Origin of the sequence: Streptomyces sp. NPDC060002 (assembly GCF_042737245.1) — a bacterium.
GTDB lineage: Bacteria > Actinomycetota > Actinomycetes > Streptomycetales > Streptomycetaceae > Streptomyces.
This window is the reverse complement of record NZ_JBHWUW010000061.1, coordinates 1-19,081: the sequence shown is the minus strand read 5'-3', so window position 1 is coordinate 19,081 and position 19,081 is coordinate 1. Positions and strand designations below refer to the sequence as shown.

The window sequence follows — 19,081 nt, the reverse complement described above, 5'->3', positions numbered from 1 at the left end:
ACGGCCTCACAGCTCGAAGGACTCGTGGTGGATACGGCTGTCCGGGACCCCGGCGCCGCGCAGTGCCTCGTACAGGTCCTGCGCGAACCCGTGCGGGCCGCACAGGTACACGTCGTGGGCGGCCAGGTCGGGTACGGCCGCTCGCAGGGTCTGGGCAGTGAGGTCGGGGCGTCGGCCGTGCGGACCGTTGAGCGCGTAGTGGACCTTCGCCCCGCGCCACCGCGCGACGGTCTCCAACTCGCCGCCCAGCGCGAGGTCCTCGGCCGAGCGGGCGCGGTAGAGGAGGGTGACGTCGCCGGGCAGCGTCTCGAACAGGGCCCGCAGCGGGGTGATGCCGACGCCGCCCGCGATCAGCAGGGACTTGTGCGCGCTCTGCCGGTCCGCGGTCAATGCCCCGTACGGCCCCTCCGCCCACACGCGGGTGCCCGGCCGCAGCAGGCCGACGGCGGCACTGTGGTCGCCCAGTGCCTTGACGGTGATGCGCAGCAGGTCCGGGCGCGGCGGCGCCGACAGGGAGTACGGCGTGGAGGTCCAGCGCATGCCCTCGGTGAGGAACCGCCAGCGCAGGAACTGCCCCGGCCGCGCGCCCATCTCGGCCAGCCGTCGGCCGCGGACGACGACGGAGTACACACCCGGCGCCTCCCGGTGCACCGAGTCCACCCGCAACCGGTGCCGCAGGTTCAGCCGCACCGGAGCGAGGATCCGGAACCACACCACCAGGGCCGCGACGCCCAGGTACAAGGCGTACCAGGCGGCCTGAACAGGCCGGCTGCCGACGAGGTCGGACCCCAGGGCCAGCTGGTGGCCGAAGGCGAGGAAGACCGCGGCGTACGTCAGCAGGTGCGTGTAGAACCAGAACTCGTGGCTGACCCGGTGGCGTACCGCGCGGGCCGAGACGATCCCGACCGCGATCAGGATGACGGTCCCGGCGGTGGCCTTGAGCATCTCCGGGTAGTCCAGGACCACGGTGAGCGTCTCGTCCACGATCGAGGAACCGTCCTGGGCGGCGTACCCGACCAGGATCAGCACGACGTGCGCGACCAGCAGACAGACCGTGTAGCGGCCCGCCATCGCGTGCCAGCGCGTCACCCGGTCCGCCCCGACCCGCAGCTCGAGGAGCGGGACGCGGGCCATCAGGGCGACGAGGACGGCGCAGGCGTACCCGCACAGCAGTCCCGCGATCCGCCCGGCCCCCGTCAGCCAGCCCGAGGCGCCCACGACCGACCCCGTATCGTGCCACCACAGGGCGACCACGGCGGCGGCACCGCCCCACAGGACGGCGAGCACCGGGCCGACGGGAGAGCGCCGTGGTGCGGGAGGCGCCGGGGCCACCCTTCGTCGCGCGTAGGCCGTCGTCATCCACATGTCCCTTCGGCTGTCCTCACGACCCCGTTCTTCGGCCGTCCGCGACGACACTGTGCCGACGCAACCTCTGAGCCCGCTCTCAGTGACCGGTGGGGTGACGCGGCCCCGCCGCAGGTGGGGAGGGCCGCCCAGCCGATCGGCGCCGGCCGGCGGCACGGCGGACTCAGAGCCGACTCAGAGCGAACTCAGAGGTTGGGAAGGCAGCTCACGACGCGGCGAGACCGCATCCTGGTAACCGAGATGAACACTTCCCGCCCCCGCGGCCCCGGCCGCCCCGTGCTGACCCGGACCGACGGCGCCCCGCTCCGGGTCCTCGTCGTCGACGACGACCCCGACCTCGCCGAGGTTCTCTCCGGCGCCCTGCGCTACGACGGCTGGCAGGTCCGCACGGCGGGCGACGGCGTCTCCGCCGTCGCCGAGGCACGCGAGCTGCTGCCCGACGCCATCGTCCTCGACGTCATGCTCCCGGACACCGACGGCTTCGCCGTGCTGCGCTCGCTGCGGGCCGTACGCCCCGACGTGTGTGTGCTCTTCCTGACCGCCAGAGACGCGGTCGAGGACCGCATCGCGGGCATCACGGCGGGCGGCGACGACTACGTGACGAAACCCTTCAGCCTGGAGGAGGTCGTCGCCCGCCTGCGCGGACTGCTGCGCCGGGCCGGCATGGCCCGCCAGTCGGAGGACGGGCCGCGGCTGACCGTCGGTGACCTGGTCATGGACGAGGAGGCCCGCGAGGTCACCCGTGGCGGCGAGCTCGTCGAGCTGTCCCCGACGGAGTTCGAACTGCTCCGCTTCCTCATGCGCAACCCGCGACGCGTCCTCAGCAAGGCACAGATCCTCGACCGTGTGTGGTCCTACGACTTCGGCGGGCAGGCCCATGTCGTCGAGCTGTACATCTCCTACCTGCGCAAGAAGGTGGACGCGGGCCGCCCGCCCATGATCCACACGGTGCGGGGCGCCGGATACGTGCTCAAGCCGGTGGCGCGGTGAGGACAGGGCTGCGAGAGCGCCTCGCACGCGGTCCGCTCCGGCGCGGGGCGAGGCGGTGGCCGGCCCGGCTGCCTCGGCCGCACACACTGCGGGCGCGGCTTACGGCCGGCCTCGTCGTGCTGCTCGCGGTCAGCTGCGCGGCCGTCGGGGTGGCAGCGGTGGTGGAGCTCAACGGCTTCCTCACCGGCCGCCTCGACCAACAGCTGCGTGAGACGGGCGAACGCTTCCCGGCGAGCCTGGAGCACGGCGGGACCCGGCCCTCGGACCTCCCCCAGTCCCGGAAGGGCGACGAGGACGGCGATGGCGACACCCGCCGTCAGACCGTCGGCACCTTCGGAGCCCGGCTCGTCGGCGACACGGTCACCAACGCCGCGGTGGTGGGTTCCAGTACGGGCGCGGGCGCACAGAACGTTCCACTCGCGGCCGCGGACAGGGAAACGCTCGCCACGGTGCCGGCCGACGGCAGGGGCCATACGATCGATCTCTCCGCGCTGGACGACTATCGCGTGATGGCGGTCCGGGGCAGGGACGGTGATGTCCTGATCACCGGGCTGCCCACCGAGCCCGTCGAGGCCACCGTCCACCGGCTGGAACTGGTCGCCGCGGTCGTCTTCGGCGCCGCGCTCGCCGTGGCCGGCTTCGCGGGAGCGCTGTGGGTGCGCTGGTCGCTACGACCGCTGAGCAGGGTGGCCGCGACCGCCACGAAGGTCAGCCGGCTACCGCTTTCCAGCGGCGAGGTGGGTCTTTGGCCGCGCGCGCCCGAGGCCGACCCGCGCAGTGAGGTCGGACGGGTCGCCGACGCGTTCAACACGATGCTGGGCCACGTCGAGGAGGCGCTGACCAAGCGGCACGCGAGCGAAGAGCGGCTGCGCAGTTTCGCCGCCGACGCCAGTCACGAGCTGCGCACGCCCGTGGCGTCGATCCGCGGCCACGCGGAGCTGGCGCTGCTGCACCCCGGCCCGGTGCCGCAGAAGGTGGCGCGGGCCCTGGAACGCATCGAGGCCGAAGCGGCCCGCATGGGCGAGATGGTCGACGACCTGCTGCTTCTCGCCCGCCTGGACGCGGGCCGCCCCTTGGAGCGCCTGCCCGTGGACCTGACCCGTCTGGTCCTGGACGCGGTGACGGACGCGCAGGCCGCGGGCCCCGGACACCGCTGGACGCTGCAACTGTCCGAGGAGCCGGTGACAGTGCCGGGTGACGCCCACCGGCTCCATCAGGTGCTGGCCAACCTGCTGGCCAACGCCCGCCTGCACACACCCGTCGGCAGCACGATCACCATCTCGCTGGAGACCGAGGACGGCACCGCGGTGCTCAAGGTCCACGACGACGGCCCCGGCGTCGCCGCGGACGTCCAGCCCGGGGTCTTCGAGCGCTTCACCCACGGGGACCGTCGCCGCACGGAGGGCGTGGAGAGCGGTACCGGTACCGGCCTCGGCCTGTCGATCGTGGCGGCGGTGGCTGAGGCCCACGGCGGCAGCGTCGCCCTCGAAAGCGTCCCCGGCTCGACCACCTTCACGGTACGGATCCCCGCCGGCGACGGGTGACCGGACAGCGGCCCGTCCCGCCACTTCCAGCACATCGTCAGCACCGCACGGCCGCCAGGACCGATCGGCCCCTGTCCCGAGGAGCCGGCCGTGCGGCCCCACGCACAAGGGCCGTTGCGCGTCTCTGCTGTCACACCGCCGAGTACACGGGTCCGCTGGTTGCCTCAAGGGAGATCGCGGAGTCGGCCTGGTTCGGCCATGGCGATCGTGCGTGTGAGGCTCGTGCCGTGTGCGCACCGAGGAAGCGGGTGGGCACGTGCCGGCACAGAGCGCCGTGGCGGGCCTGCTCGTCGCTGGGCAGGAGCCCACGTCGCCGTCGCGGCCGGGCCGAAGCAGCAGGAGTCACTTGCCGTTGCTCTTGTCCACCAGCGCCGCGTACGCCAGTTGCAGCGCGTCCGCCCCGGCCAGGGCTGCAAGGCCGCCCATGGCGGTGCGGGTGGCGCGGGGCCAGAGCAGCTGGCCCGCGGTCAGGGTCGAGACCACCCACACGCTCATGCAGAAGGGGCAGGTCACCAGCTCTCCGACGGTGTCATTGCCGTCGTCGGCCCGCGCCTCCTCATGCAGTTCGGCCGGACCCTGCGGGCCGACGTACCGTGTGAAGGGGGCCCGCAGCGGACTGGTCACCGCCGCCTTGCTCAGCAGTCGGCTCAGCCGGAAGGTGGCCAGCGAGGTCAGCACGACGTCGAAGGGCACGGGCCGGTCGGGCAGGGAGCACCCACGGAGCCGTACCGCCGTCGCCCAGGCTGCTGTGTACGCCCCGAATCCGGCCATGGCCGTCAGATAGCCGCCCAGCGGCCGCTCGGACCCCGCTGAATAGTCTCGCTTCGTGCTGCGGAGAAATCCGTGCAGACGTCGTGCGAGGCGGTTGTCAACTGCTGTGCCCATGTGCTGCTCCAGTCCCGCTCGTGCGCCGGTCCGTCCTGCTGCCGCTCGCGTGCCCTGCCTGGACCCGTCGGTGCATGGGCAACCGGGTCCCCGCCAGGGCGTACGGCAAACGAACCGGCGAGGCCGGCCCGCCCCGCTCAGCCGTCGGTCTCGCCCTTGGGAATGAGGACGGCGACCGGATGGCCCGCGGTCGCCGCCGTGTCGGCGGTCCGGCCGGCCCGGAGCACCGCCTCGGGGGCCACCCGGGCCGAGCGGCCACGGTCGCCCCTGTCCGTGCCGCCCGCTTCGGAGCTCGTCGCGAGCCGCTTCGGACACGCCCTGCGAGCGCGTCCACAACCGGGCATGGGCCGCAGTGTGATCGGCATCTGGACCATCATCGCGCCTTGGGTGTGGCCGGGACCGTGGACGCCACGCGCACCGTGGTGAACAAGATCATCGTCGGAGTCCTCCTCGGCGATACCCCGCACGGGAACCCGGATGCCGCGCCCGGCAGGCGTACCGCCGTGGGGAGGGGTACGCGTAGCGGGCGGCGGACGACGACTCCGTACGGAAAGGCACAGTCATGAGCGAACCGGTTGGGCCGCACACCGTCCCGGCCGCTCCCGTCGAGCCCCGGAGGTCGATGGCCGCGGCCGCGCTCATGGGGGCGGCGGTGATGGCGGCGGTCGACGAGATCGTCTTCCACCAGATTCTGCACTGGCACCACTTCTACGATCGTTCCACCGCCGACGTGGGACTGCTGTCCGACGGCCTGCTGCACACCGCCGAGTTGCTGGCGCTGGTCGCCGCGTTCTTCCTGTACGCCGATCTGCGCCGCCGTCGGACCCTCGCGCCCGCCCACGCACGAGCGGGGTTCTTCCTGGGTCTGGGTGTTTTCCAGCTGTTCGACGGGATCGTGGACCACAAACTGCTGCGCCTGCACCAGGTCCGCTACGGCGTGGATGTCACCCCGTACGACTGGGCATGGAACCTCGGAGGCCTGATCCTGCTGCTCGTCGGCGTGGCCCTCGCCGCGCGCGTGGCCGCCCGCGGCAGGGCCGGATCGGCATCGTGAGCCTCGCGCACGTCCACCCGGGCACGACCGCGGGCCCCGGCACGGCCGAGTTGATCACGGCGGCGGCCGCGCTGCTCGTGGTCGTCGCCTACCTCTCGGCCGCAGGGCGTCTGCGGCGCCGGGGGGACGCCTGGCCGCGGCACCGGGACGCGTCGTTCGGTGCCGGGGGCGTCGCCATGGCCTGGGCGGCGGCGGGCGCGCTGCCACCAGGGCCCTTCACGGGACACATGCTCCAGCACGTGGCCGTGGGCATGGCGGCCCCGCTGCTTCTCGTGTCGGCCCGTCCGCTCACCCTCGTCCTGCGCAGCCTGGGGCCCGGCAGAGCACGCCGGGGTCTGCTGGCCCTTGCTCACTCCCGTGTCGTCGGCGCGCTCGTCTTTCCTCCGCTGGCGGCAATGCTGGACGTCGGCGGTCTGTGGCTGCTGTACCGGACGGAGCTGTATTCGGCCATCCAGCACAGCCCGCTACTGGGCTACCTGGTGCACGCCCACCTGCTGGCGGCGGGTCTGCTGTTCAGCTTCTCCGTGTGTCAGCTCGATCCGATGCGCCGCCGCTGGGGTGTCGCGGTGCGCGGTGGGGCCCTGCTGGCCGCCGGTGCCGCACACGCGGTTCTGGCCAAGACCCTGTACGCCCTTCCCCCGCCCGGTACCGGCTTCGCCGCCGCAGACCTGCACGGCGGGGCCCTCTTGATGTACTACGGCGGAGACATGGTCGAGGTGGCTATGGCCACAGTTGTGGGGCTGGGCTGGTTCAGGGCCCGCGGACGTACGTACCGTGGCTCCTTCACCGCGCCCAGGGGCGGCAGCGTCTTCGGGAGCGCTCGGGCAGCCGGGCCGGTGGAGGGACGGCACCGGGATTCGAGGCCACGCCTTGGCCGGCGTATGTGAATGGTCCTGCCCGGACCCGGAGGCCGGCCGGCGGACGGTCGCGACCGAGCTCGGCCGTCCGGTACGCGGTGACGCCACCTCCCGGAACGTCCTGACGTTGCCGGCCGGCCGAGTCAGGCGCTGGGCATAACACCGGTTGCCGGTCCCAGCGGCTCGAGTGCCGCCGAACAGTCCCTCCATCGTGCTCGAAGGAAGGACTCGTCCCGCCCTGCGGGTGCGTGCGGTCGCAGGGGCAGCCGGATGGCCGAAACATGGCTTCGAGTGCCCTGGGTTGCGGACTGCTGTGCGGCGACGGGGGTACTTCGCCCGCCCGGCCGATCCACGAGGAGCGCCCCCATGACTTTCAACCCCCTGGAACAGCGGGGTATCCCGCTGGACCGCCAACTGCGCAGTTGGCGCGAGCTGAACGTGAAGCCGATCGATCCCGACCACTGTGACCCGTACACCCGATGTCGGATCATCACGATGAACGGGATCGAGGTGGAGGCGATCCTCTTCAGCCACCAGCTCGCCCGCAACACCGTCGATCCCGAGGTGAAGCGGCAGCTCGCGCGGACCCGCTACATCGAGGCCCAGCAGCAGAAGGTCGTCAACTGGCTGCTGCCCGGCGTGTCCTCGGTGCTCGAGACGACGATCGCCTACGAGCAGGTCGCGGTGGACCTCACGGCCTGGGTGGCGCGGATGGAGCCGGATCCGTACCTGACTCAGGCGTACCAGTTCGGGGTGCTGGAGGACTTCGACCATCTGTACCGGTACGCCAACCTGTACGAGATGATCGAGCACCGCAAGGCGGAGTCGATCGTCGACGGGCTGACCGAGGTCATGCCGGGACGGCCGACCAGGTTCCACCACCGCGACCCGGTCGACAATGTGCGCGATCCGTACGCGAAGGACGAGACGAACCCGCTGTCGAAGCTGCACGCGCTGACGATCCTGTCGGCGGAGCAGCAGACCATGAACTTCTACATGAACACCGGCCCCACCTACATGGAGCCGATCGCCCGCCAGCTCTACCAGGAGATCGGACTCATCGAGGAGGAGCACGTCACCCACTACGAGTCGCTGGTCGACCCGGGCGAGACGTGGTGGGAGCAGCTCGTCAACCACGAGTACAACGAGTGCTACCTCTACTACTCCTTCATGGAGCAGGAGAGCGACCCCCGGGTGAAGGCCATCTGGGAGCTGCACCTGAACATGGAGCTGGAGCACCTGCACATCGCCTGTGACCTGATGCGCCGGCACGACGGGCGTGAGCCGCGGGAGGTCCTGGCGCCTGAGCTGCCGAACGTGCTCACCTTCGAGCCGAACAAGCAGTACCTGCGCGAGTTGCTGGACACCCAGATGGACCTGACCACGCTCGGCGCCGGCTATGTGCGGGAGCAGCACGAGCGGTTCGAGAAGATGCAGGAGCAGATCCACGGCGGCGAGGAACCGCCCAGCGACCGGGTCATGGCGGAGCACGACGAGATGTTCGGCCGGGAGTACCGCATCGAGTCCGAGGGCGAGCACCCCGACCCCGCGATGCGCGAGAAGTGAGGGGAACCGGGATGACCGATCTTGAGACCCCGCAGGCCGGAGACGACGGAGCCGAGGACACTGATGTCGTGGCGTTGCTGATGCGGCAGCACGGTGACATCCGCAACCTCTTCGACGAGGTCGAGGCGAGCACCGGCGAGGAGCGCCGTGACGCCTTCCGCCGTCTTGTGCGCCTGCTGGCCGTGCACGAGACCGCCGAGGAGGAAGTCGTCCACCCCTTCGCCCGGCGGGCCCTGCCCGGCGGTGAACAGGTCGTCGAGGACCGGCTCGCCGAGGAACGGGCGGCCAAGGAGACGCTGGCCGCCCTCGACGACCTGGACACCGACGACCCGAAGTTCATGCCGCAGCTCATGAAACTGCGCAAGGACGTCCAGGAGCACGCGCGGGCCGAGGAACGCTACGAGTTCACCCACATCCGCCGCAGCACCGACGCCACCGACCTCGCCGCCATGGCAAAGGCGGTCAAGGCCGCCGAAGCCGTGGCGCCGACCCGTCCGCACCCCGGTGTCGAATCGGGAGCGGCGAACGTGGCGCTCGGGCCGGTCGCCGCCCTCATGGACCGCACCAAGGACGCGGTACGCAAAGCCATGGGCAAAGACGGCTGACTGACGAGGCAGAACCAGCCGCCGACGCCCGCCCCGCTCGCCGTCGGCGAGCGGGGCCGCACCGTTGCGAGCCATGTACGTCATGTCATCTCGGGACAGTGACGGGACGGGGCGGTGGCTGACGGGCCGAGGGCGGGCCGGATCATCCGTGGGCTGCGCGCGGCGAAGCTGGGGAGTCGGCCGGCATGGTGGTTGATGGACTCAGGTGGTCCGGTGCAACGGAGCCGGCCCCTCCCCGTATCGGTCGCGCCCCGCTCAAGACCGCTCCTGGTCAAAGGTCCGACAGCAGGGTGGCCACCGTAGTGAGAATCGCGCAGACGGTCAGTGCCAGACCCAGACAGCGGCGCCGCAACTGCTGGTAGCGGTGCTCGTACTCGGTACGCAGGGACAGGCTTCGGGCCGCGATGCGCTCAAGGTCACGTCGGGCGCGTCGGAGACTGTCGGCAACGTAGTGGCATTCGATCTCCGCGCGCTGCGACGTCGTCAGCCACTCCATCGGCCGGACGAACTCCCGCGCACGCTGCTCCGCTTCCGTGACCCGGGCCTGCCACAGCAGGTATCCCTCCACCGTGTTGCCGAGTTCGCCGGCGACTCCCCGCTCCGGCAGACCGCTCAACGCGCGCCTCGGCCGCTCATGCGCGGGCGCCATGGGCCTCGGCCTCGGCGATCGCGATGTCGGGGTGGTGCAGGTCGAACGCCGGGGACTCGCTGCGGATCCGCGGCAGGGTGAGGAAGTTGTGCCGTGGCGGCGGGCAGGAGGTTACCCATTCGAGGGAGCGGCCGTAGCCCCACGGGTCGTCGACGCCGACCGGCTTGCCGTACCGGCTCGTCTTCCACACGTTGTAGAGGAAGGGCAGCATCGACAGGCCGAGGACGAAGGAGCTGATCGTCGAGATCGTGTTCAGGGCGGTGAAGCCGTCGACGGCCAGGTAATCGGCGTACCGGCGGGGCATGCCCTCGGCTCCCAGCCAGTGCTGGACCAGGAAGGTGCCGTGGAAGCCGACGAACAGCGTCCAGAACGTGATCTTGCCGAGGCGCTCGTCGAGCATCTTGCCGGTGAACTTCGGCCACCAGAAGTGGAAGCCGGCGAACATCGCGAAGACGACGGTGCCGAAGACGACGTAGTGGAAGTGCGCCACCACGAAGTACGAGTCGGAGACGTGGAAGTCCATCGGCGGTGACGCCAGGATGATGCCGGTCAGACCGCCGAAGAGGAACGTGACGAGGAAGCCGGCCGCCCAGAGCATCGGGGTTTCGAAGGACAGTGAGCCCTTCCACATCGTTCCGATCCAGTTGAAGAACTTCACGCCCGTCGGCACGGCGATGAGGAACGTCATGAAGGAGAAGAACGGCAGCAGCACCCCGCCGGTGACGAACATGTGGTGCGCCCACACCGTCACGGACAGACCGGCGATCGAGATGGTCGCGGCGACCAGGCCCATGTAGCCGAAGATCGGCTTACGCGAGAAGACCGGGATGATCTCGGTGATGATGCCGAAGAACGGCAGCGCGATGATGTACACCTCCGGATGGCCGAAGAACCAGAAGAGGTGTTGCCACAGCAGGGGGCCGCCGTTGGCCGCGTCGAAGACATGGGCGCCGAACTTGCGGTCCGCCTCCAGGGCGAACAGCGCGGCCGCGAGGACCGGGAAGGCCAGCAGGACCAGGACACCGGTCAGCAGGACGTTCCACGTGAAGATCGGCAGGTGGAACATGGTCATGCCGGGCGCGCGCATGCAGATGATCGTGGTGATGAAGTTGACCGAGCCGAGGATGGTGCCGAAGCCGGAGAAGGCCAGGCCCATGATCCACAGGTCGGCGCCGAGCCCCGGGGTGCGGACCGCGTCCGACAACGGGGTGTAGGCGAACCAGCCGAAGTCGGCGGCACCCTGCGGGGTGAGGAAGCCGCCGACTGCGATCGACGAGCCGAACAGGTAGAGCCAGTAGGCGAACATGTTCAGCCGCGGGAAGGCGACGTCCGGCGCGCCGATCTGGAGCGGCATGATCCAGTTCGTGAAGCCGGCGAACAGCGGCGTCGCGAACATCAGCAGCATGATCGTGCCGTGCATCGTGAACGCCTGGTTGTACTGCTCGTTCGAGATCATCTGCAGGCCCGGCCGGGCGAGTTCGGCGCGCATGAGCAACGCCATCACGCCTCCGATCAGGAAGAACGCGAACGATGTGGTCAGGTACAGCGTGCCGATGGTCTTGTGGTCGGTGGTCGTCAGCCACGTCACCACCACGTTGCCGGGCCGCCTGCCCCTGACCGGCAGTTCGTTCTGGTAGGAGTCCTCGGCTGCCGCGGCACCGTGGGGTTGGGGTTCGTCGAGGATGCTCACAGGTCGTCCGTCTCTCGATGCTCGCGGTCCGCTCACGCCATGACGTCAGTCACCGCCATCCTCGCTGTGCGAGGGCAGCACCTACACCCGGAGCGGCCGACGAGCGTCCGATCGCGTGACTGATGCACCCGGACGGAGCAACCGTCCGACCCTCCGCGGCCGTCGAACCGTGCGGACTGCGCTCGGCCCACTGGCGGCCCGGGTGGGGCTGGTGGCCACGCGGGCTGAACTCGTCGATGCAGAAGATGACTTCGGGCCCGCCTGACTCGGGTATCGCCTCGTCGTCGGCGATGGCGCAGGGGTGCTCTTGGCCGAGTAGCCGGGATCAGCGCTTGGGTACGGCAGGCGTTGCCGTCGATCGTCTCCGCGTGGCATCCCTGTGCCGGAGGTCCACGCCCCGCCTGGCGTGCCGGGGATCGGGGGAGCGCGACAATTCAGCCCCTCGATGGGTGTAAAAGATGACGAATCAGTCACTCGTGTACATATCTGGCGAATAGCCGCATTACCCGCGAGGAGGAGTGAGCTGATGAGTGAGGCAGTGCAGGACACCACAAAGTTGCAGCAGGCCGGTGAGACGGCCAGAGCGGAGGCGTCGGCCACCGCCGGTCAGGCCCAGCAGGCAGCAGGGCAGGTTGCGGGTACCGCCGCGGACCAGGCCAAAGCCGTGGCCGGGGAGGCGCGGCAGCAGGCCGGCAAGGTCGCCGACGACCTGCGCCGCCGCGCGATGGACGAGGCCGAGGAACAGACCAGGCGGGCTGCCGGGACACTGCACCAGTGGGCGGACGACCTGGCGGGACTGGCCGAGGGCGCGCAGAGCGACTCGCCCGCCCGCAGCCTCGCGGCTCAGGCGGCCGACGGCGGGCACCGGGCGGCCGACTATCTGCAGAAGCAGGGAGTCGACGGCGTCCTCACCGAAGTGCAGAGCTTCGCCCGCCGCCGTCCCGCGGCCTTTCTGGGCGGTGCCCTGCTGGCAGGGTTCGCCGTCGGGCGGATGGTGAAGGTGGCGGCCAAGGCCGACACGTCTTCGGGGCCGGACCAGCAGGGGGCCGTCCGCTCGGAGCAGGCGGCGCTGAACGAGCCGCACGCTGCGCTCGCGTCCACTCCGTCGCCGGGCGCCGCGCGGGAGCCGGTGCCGCCCGCTCCGCCCCAGTTCGCGCCGTCCCTCGGCATGACCCCGGGTGACGCACCGGGCCGGCCGGGTCCGGGGGTGTGAACGATGTCCTTCGTTCCGTCCCGTTCGGCGGTGTCGCCCGTCGATGACAGCTCGGTGGGCGAGCTGCTGTCCGCCGTGACGTCGGACGTCCAGACACTGTTCCGCCAAGAGGTCGAACTGGCGAAATTCGAGGTCAGGCAGGAGGCGACCAAGGCGGGCAAGGCCGCCGGAATGTACGGCGGCGCCGGGTTCGCCGGCTACATGGTCGTCCTGTTCCTGTCGCTGGCCGCCGTGTTCGGACTGGCCAACGTGATCGACGCGGGCTGGGCCGCCCTGATCGTCGCCGCCGTGTGGGCCGTGGCAGCAACCGTCCTGTATCAGCGGGGCAGGACACGCATGCGCACGGTGGCACCCAGACCGGAGCACACAGTCGAGACGATGAAGGAGAATGCGCAATGGGCACGTCACCCGACCGGATGAGGGCCGAGATCGACGCCACTCGGGGCCGGCTGTCCGCGGATGTGGACCGGCTCGCGGACCGGGCCAGCCCCCGAAGGGTGGTCCGCCGCCGCAGCCGGAGGATGCGCGGCGCCGTTTCGGGTATGCGTGAGCGGGTCATGGGAACGGCCTCGTACACCGCCCACGAGGTCACCGGCGGTGCCCAGAGCGCGGCCGGTTCCCTCCAGGAGGGCACCCAGCAAACGGCCGGCACAGTGCGCGACGCGGCCGGCCAGGCCGGGGAAGCGATACGGCAAGCGCCTGACGAGGCGATGCGCCAGGCACAGGGCAATCCGCTGGCCGCCGGCCTGATCGCCTTCGGTGCGGGCATGCTGGCGTCGTCGCTGTTGCCCGCGTCCGAGATGGAGCAGGGGAAGGCCGCCGCCCTGATGGCACCCGGTGGGGCACTGGAGCCGGTGAAGGAAGCGGCCCTCGACTCCGCGCAGAACCTGAAGGCAGGCGCCAAGGAGGCCACACAGAACGCGGCGCAGGAAGTGAAGGACACCGCCGCGGAAGCGGCCCGCACCACCCAGGACGAGGCCCGTGACCAGGCTGCGCAGGTGACGGACCAGGCACGTGAATCGGGCAGGCAGGTCGCCGACGAGGCGCGACACCAGCCGGGACCCGGCTGAACCGCGAAGCCTCCGGCAGGGCCGTACGCCGCAGCCGGTCGGCCCTGCCGGAGGCTGATCTGCGGTGCCGGTCCGGTCAGCCCGAGGCGCCGCTCCATGTGGTGACGCGACGTCTTCGGTCGGGAGGAGGTAGCCCTCGACCTCGTCGGCCAGGCCGGCGCCCTGCCGGTCCAGCGGGCCAGGGGACCGGTCGCATCACGTCGGTTCGCCTTTGTGGTCGGTGGCGTCGATGGCGTCCCGCCTGCCGTCGTTCTCACGCTGTTCGAGTTCCGCCATTTCCGGGTGGTGCAGATCGAAGGCGGCCGATTCGGAGCGGATGCGGGGCAGGGTCACGAAATTGTGGCGGGGTGGCGGGCAGGAGGTGGCCCACTCCAGGGAGCGGCCGTAGGCCCAGGGGTCGTCGACCTCGACCCGCTCGCCGAACTTGGCGGTCTTCCACGCGTTGTAGAGGAAGGGGAGGGTGGACAGGCCGAGGAGGAAGGCGCCGATGGAGGAGAGGGTGTTGAGGGCGGTGAAGCCGTCGGCGGCCAGGTAGTCGGCGTAACGGCGGGGCATGCCTTCCGAACCGAGCCAGTGCTGGACCAGGAAGGTGGTGTGGAAACCCACGAAGAGGGTCCAGAAGTGGATCTTCTCCAGTCGGTGGTCGAGCATGGTGCCGGTCATCTTCGGCCACCAGAAGCTGAAGCCGCCGAACATCGCGAACACGATCGTGCCGAACAGCACGTAGTGGAAGTGGGCCACGACGAAGTAGCTGTCGGTGACGTGGAAGTCCATCGGCGGCGAGGCGAGCAGCACGCCGGTCAGGCCGGCGCCGAAGAGGAACGTCACGAGGAAGCCGGCCGCCCACAGCATGGGTGGTTCGAAGGAGATCGAGCCCTTCCACATCGTGCCGATCCAGTTTTCGCCAGCGCCCCACCTACGCGGAAGAACGCGAACGAGGTCATCAGGTAGAGGTGGCCGATCTTCTTGTGATCGGTCGTGGTCAGCCAGGAGACGACCATTCGGCCCCTGCTGCGCCGTCCCTTGACCGGCACCAACGTGACCGGTGCAGTTTCAGCAGCCATCGGCTCCCTTGTCCGTGGAAGCGCGGCATTCAGGTATCAAGATTCCGTAAACACTCAGGCATCGCACGCTGACGCGTTGTGAGGTACGGAGCGCATGCCGTGTAATCAGATGCCGCAGGCGTACACCTCGCCCCGGGAGCCAGGAGAGGAAGTGCCGCGTGTCAGCGCAGGACTTTCTGGTGGTCTCGGCGACGGAGCTGTCGCCGGGCGGCGATCCGGGCCAGGACGACCATGGCTGCCGTTGCGGAGCTGCCCCCGATGATCAGGGTGGCGCGGCGCCCGGCCCAAGTGGTGGCGGGCAGGAAGTCGCGCAGCCGGTCGAACGCGCTGAGCGGGAGACCGCTCAGCGCGTTGCCGGGGGGACGTCGCGGCACACCAGGGTGGGGGTGGGTAGGTGCGGTGACCCGGACCGCTTCCCAGGCGGCACCGATCCATCGCAGTTGCCGGTCGCTGTGAGCGTCGCGCAAGCAGGGCAGCAGTTCGTCCTCCTCGTCGCGGATGTCCTGCGAGATCAGCGCGAAAGCCTGCCGGATCCATTCGTCGCGACGGGCATCTTGCGGAGAGCGTTCGATCCGCGCGATGAGTTCGTTGACGGCCTGGTGTTCCAGCTCCACGCGTGTCGTGAGTTCCACGCCGTCGGCGCAGCCGCGGCGCAGCAGGGGCCACAGGACGGTCTCCTCGGCGAAGGCATGGCTGAAGACCAACTGCACGATGTTCTGCCACAGGTCGTGCAGGTCCTCGGGCGTGTCCTGGCCGCAGAGGTAGCGGTTCATCATCGCGTCGAGGTCGGCGTGGTCGCGGCGCTGGCGCATCAGGATGCTGCCCTGCCCCCCAAGCAGAGCAGCATCCTGCCCGGTGATCGATACCGTCATCGCGGTTCCTCTCCCACAGGTGAGCCTTCCTTCCCGACGCCGGCATCCGACTCCTGCCGCTGAGGCACAGCCCCTTCTTCCTTTGGGTGGACGTCCTTCTCGCCGGTGAGCTCCTTCAGCGGGTGGGACAGTTCGTCGCGAGGGCTGGACATGTCGGCTCCTCTCGCAGGCTGCATGCCGAGTCCCCCTGTGCCGGTGTTCCACGCTCCCGCCACGTACGGGAGAGCGCCGGCGACGCAAGCGGCGCGGGCCCGTGCAAGCCGAGGGGATGGGCCTGGCCTCAAGAATGATCTCTCCCGCTGGGCTTGGAGGGAGCCGGCGCTTTCGCCGGTCCGGTGACACCACCCTCCAGGTCATCCGTTCGACAGGGGAACAGTGCCGGGCCCGGAAGCCGGCGGACCTCTTGCAGGGCCGCGACGGACGTAGTGGGAGGCAGTCGTACCGCGTGATCCTGCCTGCCGGCATGTCGGTGCGAGCTGCTGGACGCCTTCCGGGAGGCGTACTACGGACGGCCGCGTGAGCCGTCGGACCCCGCGGTCCTGGCTGCAGTTGGTGAGACCGCCATTCCTGAAACGTTGCACTCCGAGTGGATCAATACCTGTGCCCGCGAAGTGAGAGTTTGACGGACCCCGCAGTGAGAGTTTTTGCCGCGATGAGCAGGGTCGAATTATGTAACGTGCACAGGCCGTTCCGGCGTGCTACTGTCGCTCTAAGTTGCAGTTGTGGTTCCCAAAACTTCAAGTGCCCCCACCAGGCTTCTGCCGGATGGGAGCACTTTTGTATTTCCGGTCACTTTCCGGGCGGGGTAATCATCGCGGCGACACGGCGTTCGCGCAGTGCGGATTCCGATGTACTGCCCCAAAGGAGATATGACATGGCTACTGGTACCGTTAAGTGGTTCAATGCGGAAAAGGGCTTCGGCTTCATCGAGCAGGACGGTGGCGGCGCTGACGTGTTCGCCCACTACTCGAACATCGCCGCGCAGGGTTTCCGTGAGCTGCTCGAGGGCCAGAAGGTGACCTTCGACATCGCGCAGGGCCAGAAGGGCCCGACGGCCGAGAACATCGTTCCGGCCTGACGCTGACGCACAATCTGTAGCCGGGGCCCGCATCCTTCGGGGTGCGGGCCCCAGTTGCACGCATTTCCCGCAGCGGTTTCACCTGCGGGACGCCTCGGAGGAATCCGCAGTCTCACCACGCGCTGCTCCTCCTTTAGAGATGCAGGCGCATCCTCAGGAGCTGCACCGCAGCCGGGGCCCGGATCATAAGTCCCCGTCGCGTCACTCTTTTCAGCACCTCTGCCCCGGATATTTCCGTCGGTCAGATCTGCTTTCTTTTGCCACCGGTCCATACTTGTAATTCTCCATGCCGCCCATCGCTGCGGGAATTCCTTGATATGTGCCACATCGAGGAAGGTTCCGCATGAACCGCGCATACACGAACGACCGCCCCGCCCGCGCCCGTAATGGCAGTGCCGACGCCGGAAGGGGCGGCAGCCGCTTCGGCTCGCAGGCACCGCGCCATTCCGGCGGGCCTGTCCGTTCCGGCGGTTACGGCCGCCGGCCCGCCGCGGTGCAGGGTGAGTTCGCGCTGCCCAAGACGATCACCCCCGCGCTGCCCGCCGTCGAGGGGTTCGCCGATCTCGACATGCCCGAGCAGCTTCTGGCCGAACTCGGCAGGCAGGGTGTGACCGCACCGTTCCCGATCCAGGGAGCGACGCTGCCGAACTCCCTGGCGGGCCGTGACGTCCTGGGCCGCGGACGCACCGGTTCCGGCAAGACCCTCGCCTTCGGCCTCGCCCTGCTCGCCCGCACCGCTGGACAGCGTGCCGAGCCCCGCCAGCCGCTGGGGCTGATCCTGGTACCGACGCGTGAGCTGGCGCAGCAGGTGACCGACGCGCTCACCCCGTACGCCCGCTCCGTCCAGCTGCGGCTGGCCACGGTGGTGGGCGGGATGCCGATCGGCAGGCAGGCAGGCGCGCTGCGCGGTGGGGCCGAGGTGGTCGTCGCGACCCCGGGCCGGCTCAAGGACCTCATCGACCGCGGCGACTGCCGGCTGAACCACGTGGGCATCACGGTGCTGGACGAGGCCGACCAGATGGCCGACATGGGTTTCATGCCGCAGGTCACCGCGTTGCTCGACCAGGTGCGTCCGGAGGGGCAGCGGATGCTGTTCTCCGCCACCTTGGACCGTAACGTCGACCTGCTGGTGCGCCGCTATCTGACCGACCCCGTCGTGCACTCGGTCGACCCGTCGGCCGGTGCGGTCACGACAATGGAACACCACGTCCTGCACATCCACGGCGCCGACAAGCACGCCGCCACGATCGAGATCGCCGCCCGCGACGGCCGCGTGATCATGTTCCTGGACACCAAGCACGCCGTCGACCGGTTGACCCAGGACCTGCTCAACAGCGGGGTACGGGCCGCCGCGCTGCACGGCGGCAAGTCGCAGCCGCAGCGCACCCGCACGCTGACGCAGTTCAAGACGGGGCACGTCACCGTACTGGTGGCGACCAATGTCGCGGCGCGCGGCATCCACGTCGACAACCTCGACCTCGTCGTCAACGTCGACCCGCCGACCGACCACAAGGACTACCTCCACCGCGGCGGCCGAACCGCCCGCGCCGGCGAGTCCGGCAGCGTCGTCACCCTCGTCACACCGCACCAGCGCCGCGGCATGGTCCGCCTCATGTCGGACGCCGGAATCCGGCCGCAGACCACCCAGATCCGCTCGGGCGACGAGGCCCTGAACCGGATCACCGGCGCCCAGCCCCCGTCCGGCATCCCGGTCGTCATCACCGCACCGGTGACCGAACGCCCCAAGCGCAGCGCCTCCTCCCGAAGCCGACGCCGCCCCGCCTCGGCGACCCGGCGCGCCCCCGTACGCCAGCCCGCCCTCGGCACGGCGGCCTAGAAGACCGAACTCACCGCCGCTCGCGAGAGCTCCGTCTGCACGGACCGCGTGCGTGCTGCGCGACACCCTCGGCGATCACGGATCGTTCACCTCACCTGTGACCACGAGGGCCGAAGCCGAGCAGGCGATGCGCTCCCGTCGGCTCGGTGCCCTGCGACTCGTCGACGAGCAAGGCAGCGCCCCAGGCATCCTCGCCTCTCTCGCCGAAACGCCTCACCCCTGGTCGGCCCCTTCTTCCCTTCTCTCTGTGAGGCCACATGCGCTGCGTCATCGCCCGCTTCCCCTTCGAGCTCACCAAGGGTGGGGTGCTGGAATCGCTGAAGGGCATCAAGCCCGAACCGGTCACCGGCGAATCCGTGATCATCGGCCGCCGTCACTACCCCGTCAAGCAAGTCGGCCAGGTCATCACCCGCCAGGACCGCCGGGACTTCAGCGCCGCCGAAGTCCTCCGGGCCATGGCTGCGCTCGGCTTCACCTGTCGCGCCGTCCCCAAGGCCGCGCCCCTGAGCATCCTCAGCTCGCTGCAGCAAGCCTCCGCGATGCTCGGCACCACCGTCGCGGTCTGAGCGAGGGAACCGCGTACAAGCGCACACTGCTGTTCAGCTCCCGTCGCAGTGATTGCTGACAGGCCGGGATGCGAGAAGAGAAGGGGGGCCGCGGGTGGGCGGGCCCCGGGGTGTAGGGTTGGGGGGGCGGGTTGGTACCCGGGGCCCCGGGGGTTTGTGGCCCCCGGGCGGCGGCC

The 19,081-nt window shown here is 70.0% G+C and carries 18 protein-coding genes and 2 pseudogenes; 12 read left to right on the top strand and 8 right to left on the bottom strand.

All coding sequences use genetic code 11. The features are described from left to right. Positions 1 to 6 precede the first annotated feature (6 nt). Entirely contained in the window at positions 7 to 1,359 is a 1,353-nt protein-coding gene (locus tag ACFWBD_RS35130) for a ferric reductase-like transmembrane domain-containing protein (RefSeq protein ID WP_385676081.1), read from the bottom strand. 246 nt (positions 1,360 to 1,605) lie between these two features. On the opposite strand from ACFWBD_RS35130, the gene ACFWBD_RS35125 reads away from it, so the two are divergent. After that, the gene (locus tag ACFWBD_RS35125; protein ID WP_385676078.1) at positions 1,606 to 2,355 is read left to right on the top strand and encodes a response regulator transcription factor; all 750 of its coding nucleotides are present in this window, start codon (positions 1,606 to 1,608) and stop codon (positions 2,353 to 2,355) included. 68 nt (positions 2,356 to 2,423) lie between these two features. Beyond that, positions 2,424 to 3,899, top strand: coding sequence for a sensor histidine kinase (locus ACFWBD_RS35120; protein ID WP_385676145.1), 1,476 nt, complete (start codon positions 2,424 to 2,426; stop codon positions 3,897 to 3,899). 342 nt (positions 3,900 to 4,241) lie between these two features. On the opposite strand, the gene ACFWBD_RS35115 is transcribed toward ACFWBD_RS35120, so the two are convergent. Further along, entirely contained in the window at positions 4,242 to 4,784 is a 543-nt protein-coding gene (locus ACFWBD_RS35115; protein WP_385676075.1) for a DUF1360 domain-containing protein, read from the bottom strand. A gap of 137 nt (positions 4,785 to 4,921) precedes the next feature. Continuing rightward, complete coding sequence (locus tag ACFWBD_RS35110; RefSeq protein ID WP_385676072.1) at positions 4,922 to 5,149, bottom strand: hypothetical protein; 228 nt, start codon at positions 5,147 to 5,149, stop codon at positions 4,922 to 4,924. Positions 5,150 to 5,346: 197 nt separating this feature from the next. Between ACFWBD_RS35110 and ACFWBD_RS35105 the strand changes: the two genes are divergently transcribed. The 4 genes from ACFWBD_RS35105 to ACFWBD_RS35090 all read left to right on the top strand — a co-directional run bounded on the left by ACFWBD_RS35105 (position 5,347) and on the right by ACFWBD_RS35090 (position 8,866). Then, on the top strand, positions 5,347 to 5,838 hold the full coding sequence (locus ACFWBD_RS35105; RefSeq protein ID WP_385676069.1) for a DUF2243 domain-containing protein: 492 nt from the start codon (positions 5,347 to 5,349) through the stop codon (positions 5,836 to 5,838). Further along, positions 5,835 to 6,725 carry a cytochrome c oxidase assembly protein gene (locus ACFWBD_RS35100; RefSeq protein WP_385676066.1) on the top strand — a complete coding sequence of 297 codons (891 nt, stop codon included), beginning with the start codon at positions 5,835 to 5,837 and terminating at the stop codon, positions 6,723 to 6,725. Before ACFWBD_RS35105 ends, ACFWBD_RS35100 begins: the two co-directional genes overlap by 4 nt. A 336-nt stretch (positions 6,726 to 7,061) precedes the next feature. Further along, entirely contained in the window at positions 7,062 to 8,261 is a 1,200-nt protein-coding gene (locus ACFWBD_RS35095) for a hypothetical protein (protein WP_385676063.1), read from the top strand. Between the two features lie 11 nt (positions 8,262 to 8,272). Beyond that, on the top strand, positions 8,273 to 8,866 hold the full coding sequence (locus ACFWBD_RS35090) for a hemerythrin domain-containing protein (protein ID WP_385676060.1): 594 nt from the start codon (positions 8,273 to 8,275) through the stop codon (positions 8,864 to 8,866). Between the two features lie 271 nt (positions 8,867 to 9,137). On the opposite strand, the gene ACFWBD_RS35085 is transcribed toward ACFWBD_RS35090, so the two are convergent. The 3 genes and pseudogenes from ACFWBD_RS35085 to ACFWBD_RS35075 form a co-directional block, all read right to left on the bottom strand. After that, positions 9,138 to 9,482 carry a cytochrome C oxidase subunit I gene (locus ACFWBD_RS35085; protein ID WP_385676057.1) on the bottom strand — a complete coding sequence of 115 codons (345 nt, stop codon included), beginning with the start codon at positions 9,480 to 9,482 and terminating at the stop codon, positions 9,138 to 9,140. Positions 9,483 to 9,498: 16 nt separating this feature from the next. Then, the gene (gene ctaD / locus ACFWBD_RS35080) at positions 9,499 to 11,205 is read right to left on the bottom strand and encodes a cytochrome c oxidase subunit I (protein WP_385676054.1); all 1,707 of its coding nucleotides are present in this window, start codon (positions 11,203 to 11,205) and stop codon (positions 9,499 to 9,501) included. A 178-nt stretch (positions 11,206 to 11,383) separates the two neighbouring features. Beyond that, positions 11,384 to 11,512, bottom strand: a pseudogene (locus ACFWBD_RS35075) (IS630 family transposase); the annotation flags it as partial. A 219-nt stretch (positions 11,513 to 11,731) separates the two neighbouring features. Here ACFWBD_RS35075 and ACFWBD_RS35070 point away from each other — a divergent pair. Genes ACFWBD_RS35070 through ACFWBD_RS35060 form a run of 3 tightly spaced genes read left to right on the top strand, consistent with a single transcriptional unit; the run spans position 11,732 to position 13,488 of the window. Further along, positions 11,732 to 12,418 (top strand): hypothetical protein, encoded by a 687-nt coding sequence (locus tag ACFWBD_RS35070; protein ID WP_385676051.1) that lies wholly within the window; start codon positions 11,732 to 11,734, stop codon positions 12,416 to 12,418. A 54-nt stretch (positions 12,419 to 12,472) separates the two neighbouring features. Beyond that, positions 12,473 to 12,838, top strand: coding sequence for a phage holin family protein (locus tag ACFWBD_RS35065; protein WP_385676048.1), 366 nt, complete (start codon positions 12,473 to 12,475; stop codon positions 12,836 to 12,838). After that, complete coding sequence (locus ACFWBD_RS35060; protein ID WP_385676045.1) at positions 12,814 to 13,488, top strand: DUF3618 domain-containing protein; 675 nt, start codon at positions 12,814 to 12,816, stop codon at positions 13,486 to 13,488. The genes ACFWBD_RS35065 and ACFWBD_RS35060 overlap by 25 nt, the downstream gene beginning before the upstream one ends. Positions 13,489 to 13,683: 195 nt before the next feature. Here the strand turns inward: ACFWBD_RS35060 and ACFWBD_RS35055 are convergent. Both ACFWBD_RS35055 and ACFWBD_RS35050 read right to left on the bottom strand, forming a co-directional pair. Beyond that, positions 13,684 to 14,388: pseudogene (locus tag ACFWBD_RS35055) on the bottom strand (cbb3-type cytochrome c oxidase subunit I); the annotation flags it as partial. A gap of 325 nt (positions 14,389 to 14,713) precedes the next feature. Then, positions 14,714 to 15,424 (bottom strand): hemerythrin domain-containing protein, encoded by a 711-nt coding sequence (locus ACFWBD_RS35050; protein ID WP_385676042.1) that lies wholly within the window; start codon positions 15,422 to 15,424, stop codon positions 14,714 to 14,716. 874 nt (positions 15,425 to 16,298) lie between these two features. Here ACFWBD_RS35050 and ACFWBD_RS35045 point away from each other — a divergent pair. From ACFWBD_RS35045 to ACFWBD_RS35035, 3 genes are all read left to right on the top strand, one after another. Further along, on the top strand, positions 16,299 to 16,502 hold the full coding sequence (locus tag ACFWBD_RS35045; RefSeq protein ID WP_006136369.1) for a cold-shock protein: 204 nt from the start codon (positions 16,299 to 16,301) through the stop codon (positions 16,500 to 16,502). A gap of 343 nt (positions 16,503 to 16,845) precedes the next feature. Next, positions 16,846 to 18,339 carry a DEAD/DEAH box helicase gene (locus ACFWBD_RS35040; RefSeq protein WP_385676037.1) on the top strand — a complete coding sequence of 498 codons (1,494 nt, stop codon included), beginning with the start codon at positions 16,846 to 16,848 and terminating at the stop codon, positions 18,337 to 18,339. 257 nt (positions 18,340 to 18,596) lie between these two features. Next, entirely contained in the window at positions 18,597 to 18,905 is a 309-nt protein-coding gene (locus tag ACFWBD_RS35035; RefSeq protein ID WP_385676034.1) for an SCO5918 family protein, read from the top strand. Positions 18,906 to 19,081: the final 176 nt, after the last annotated feature.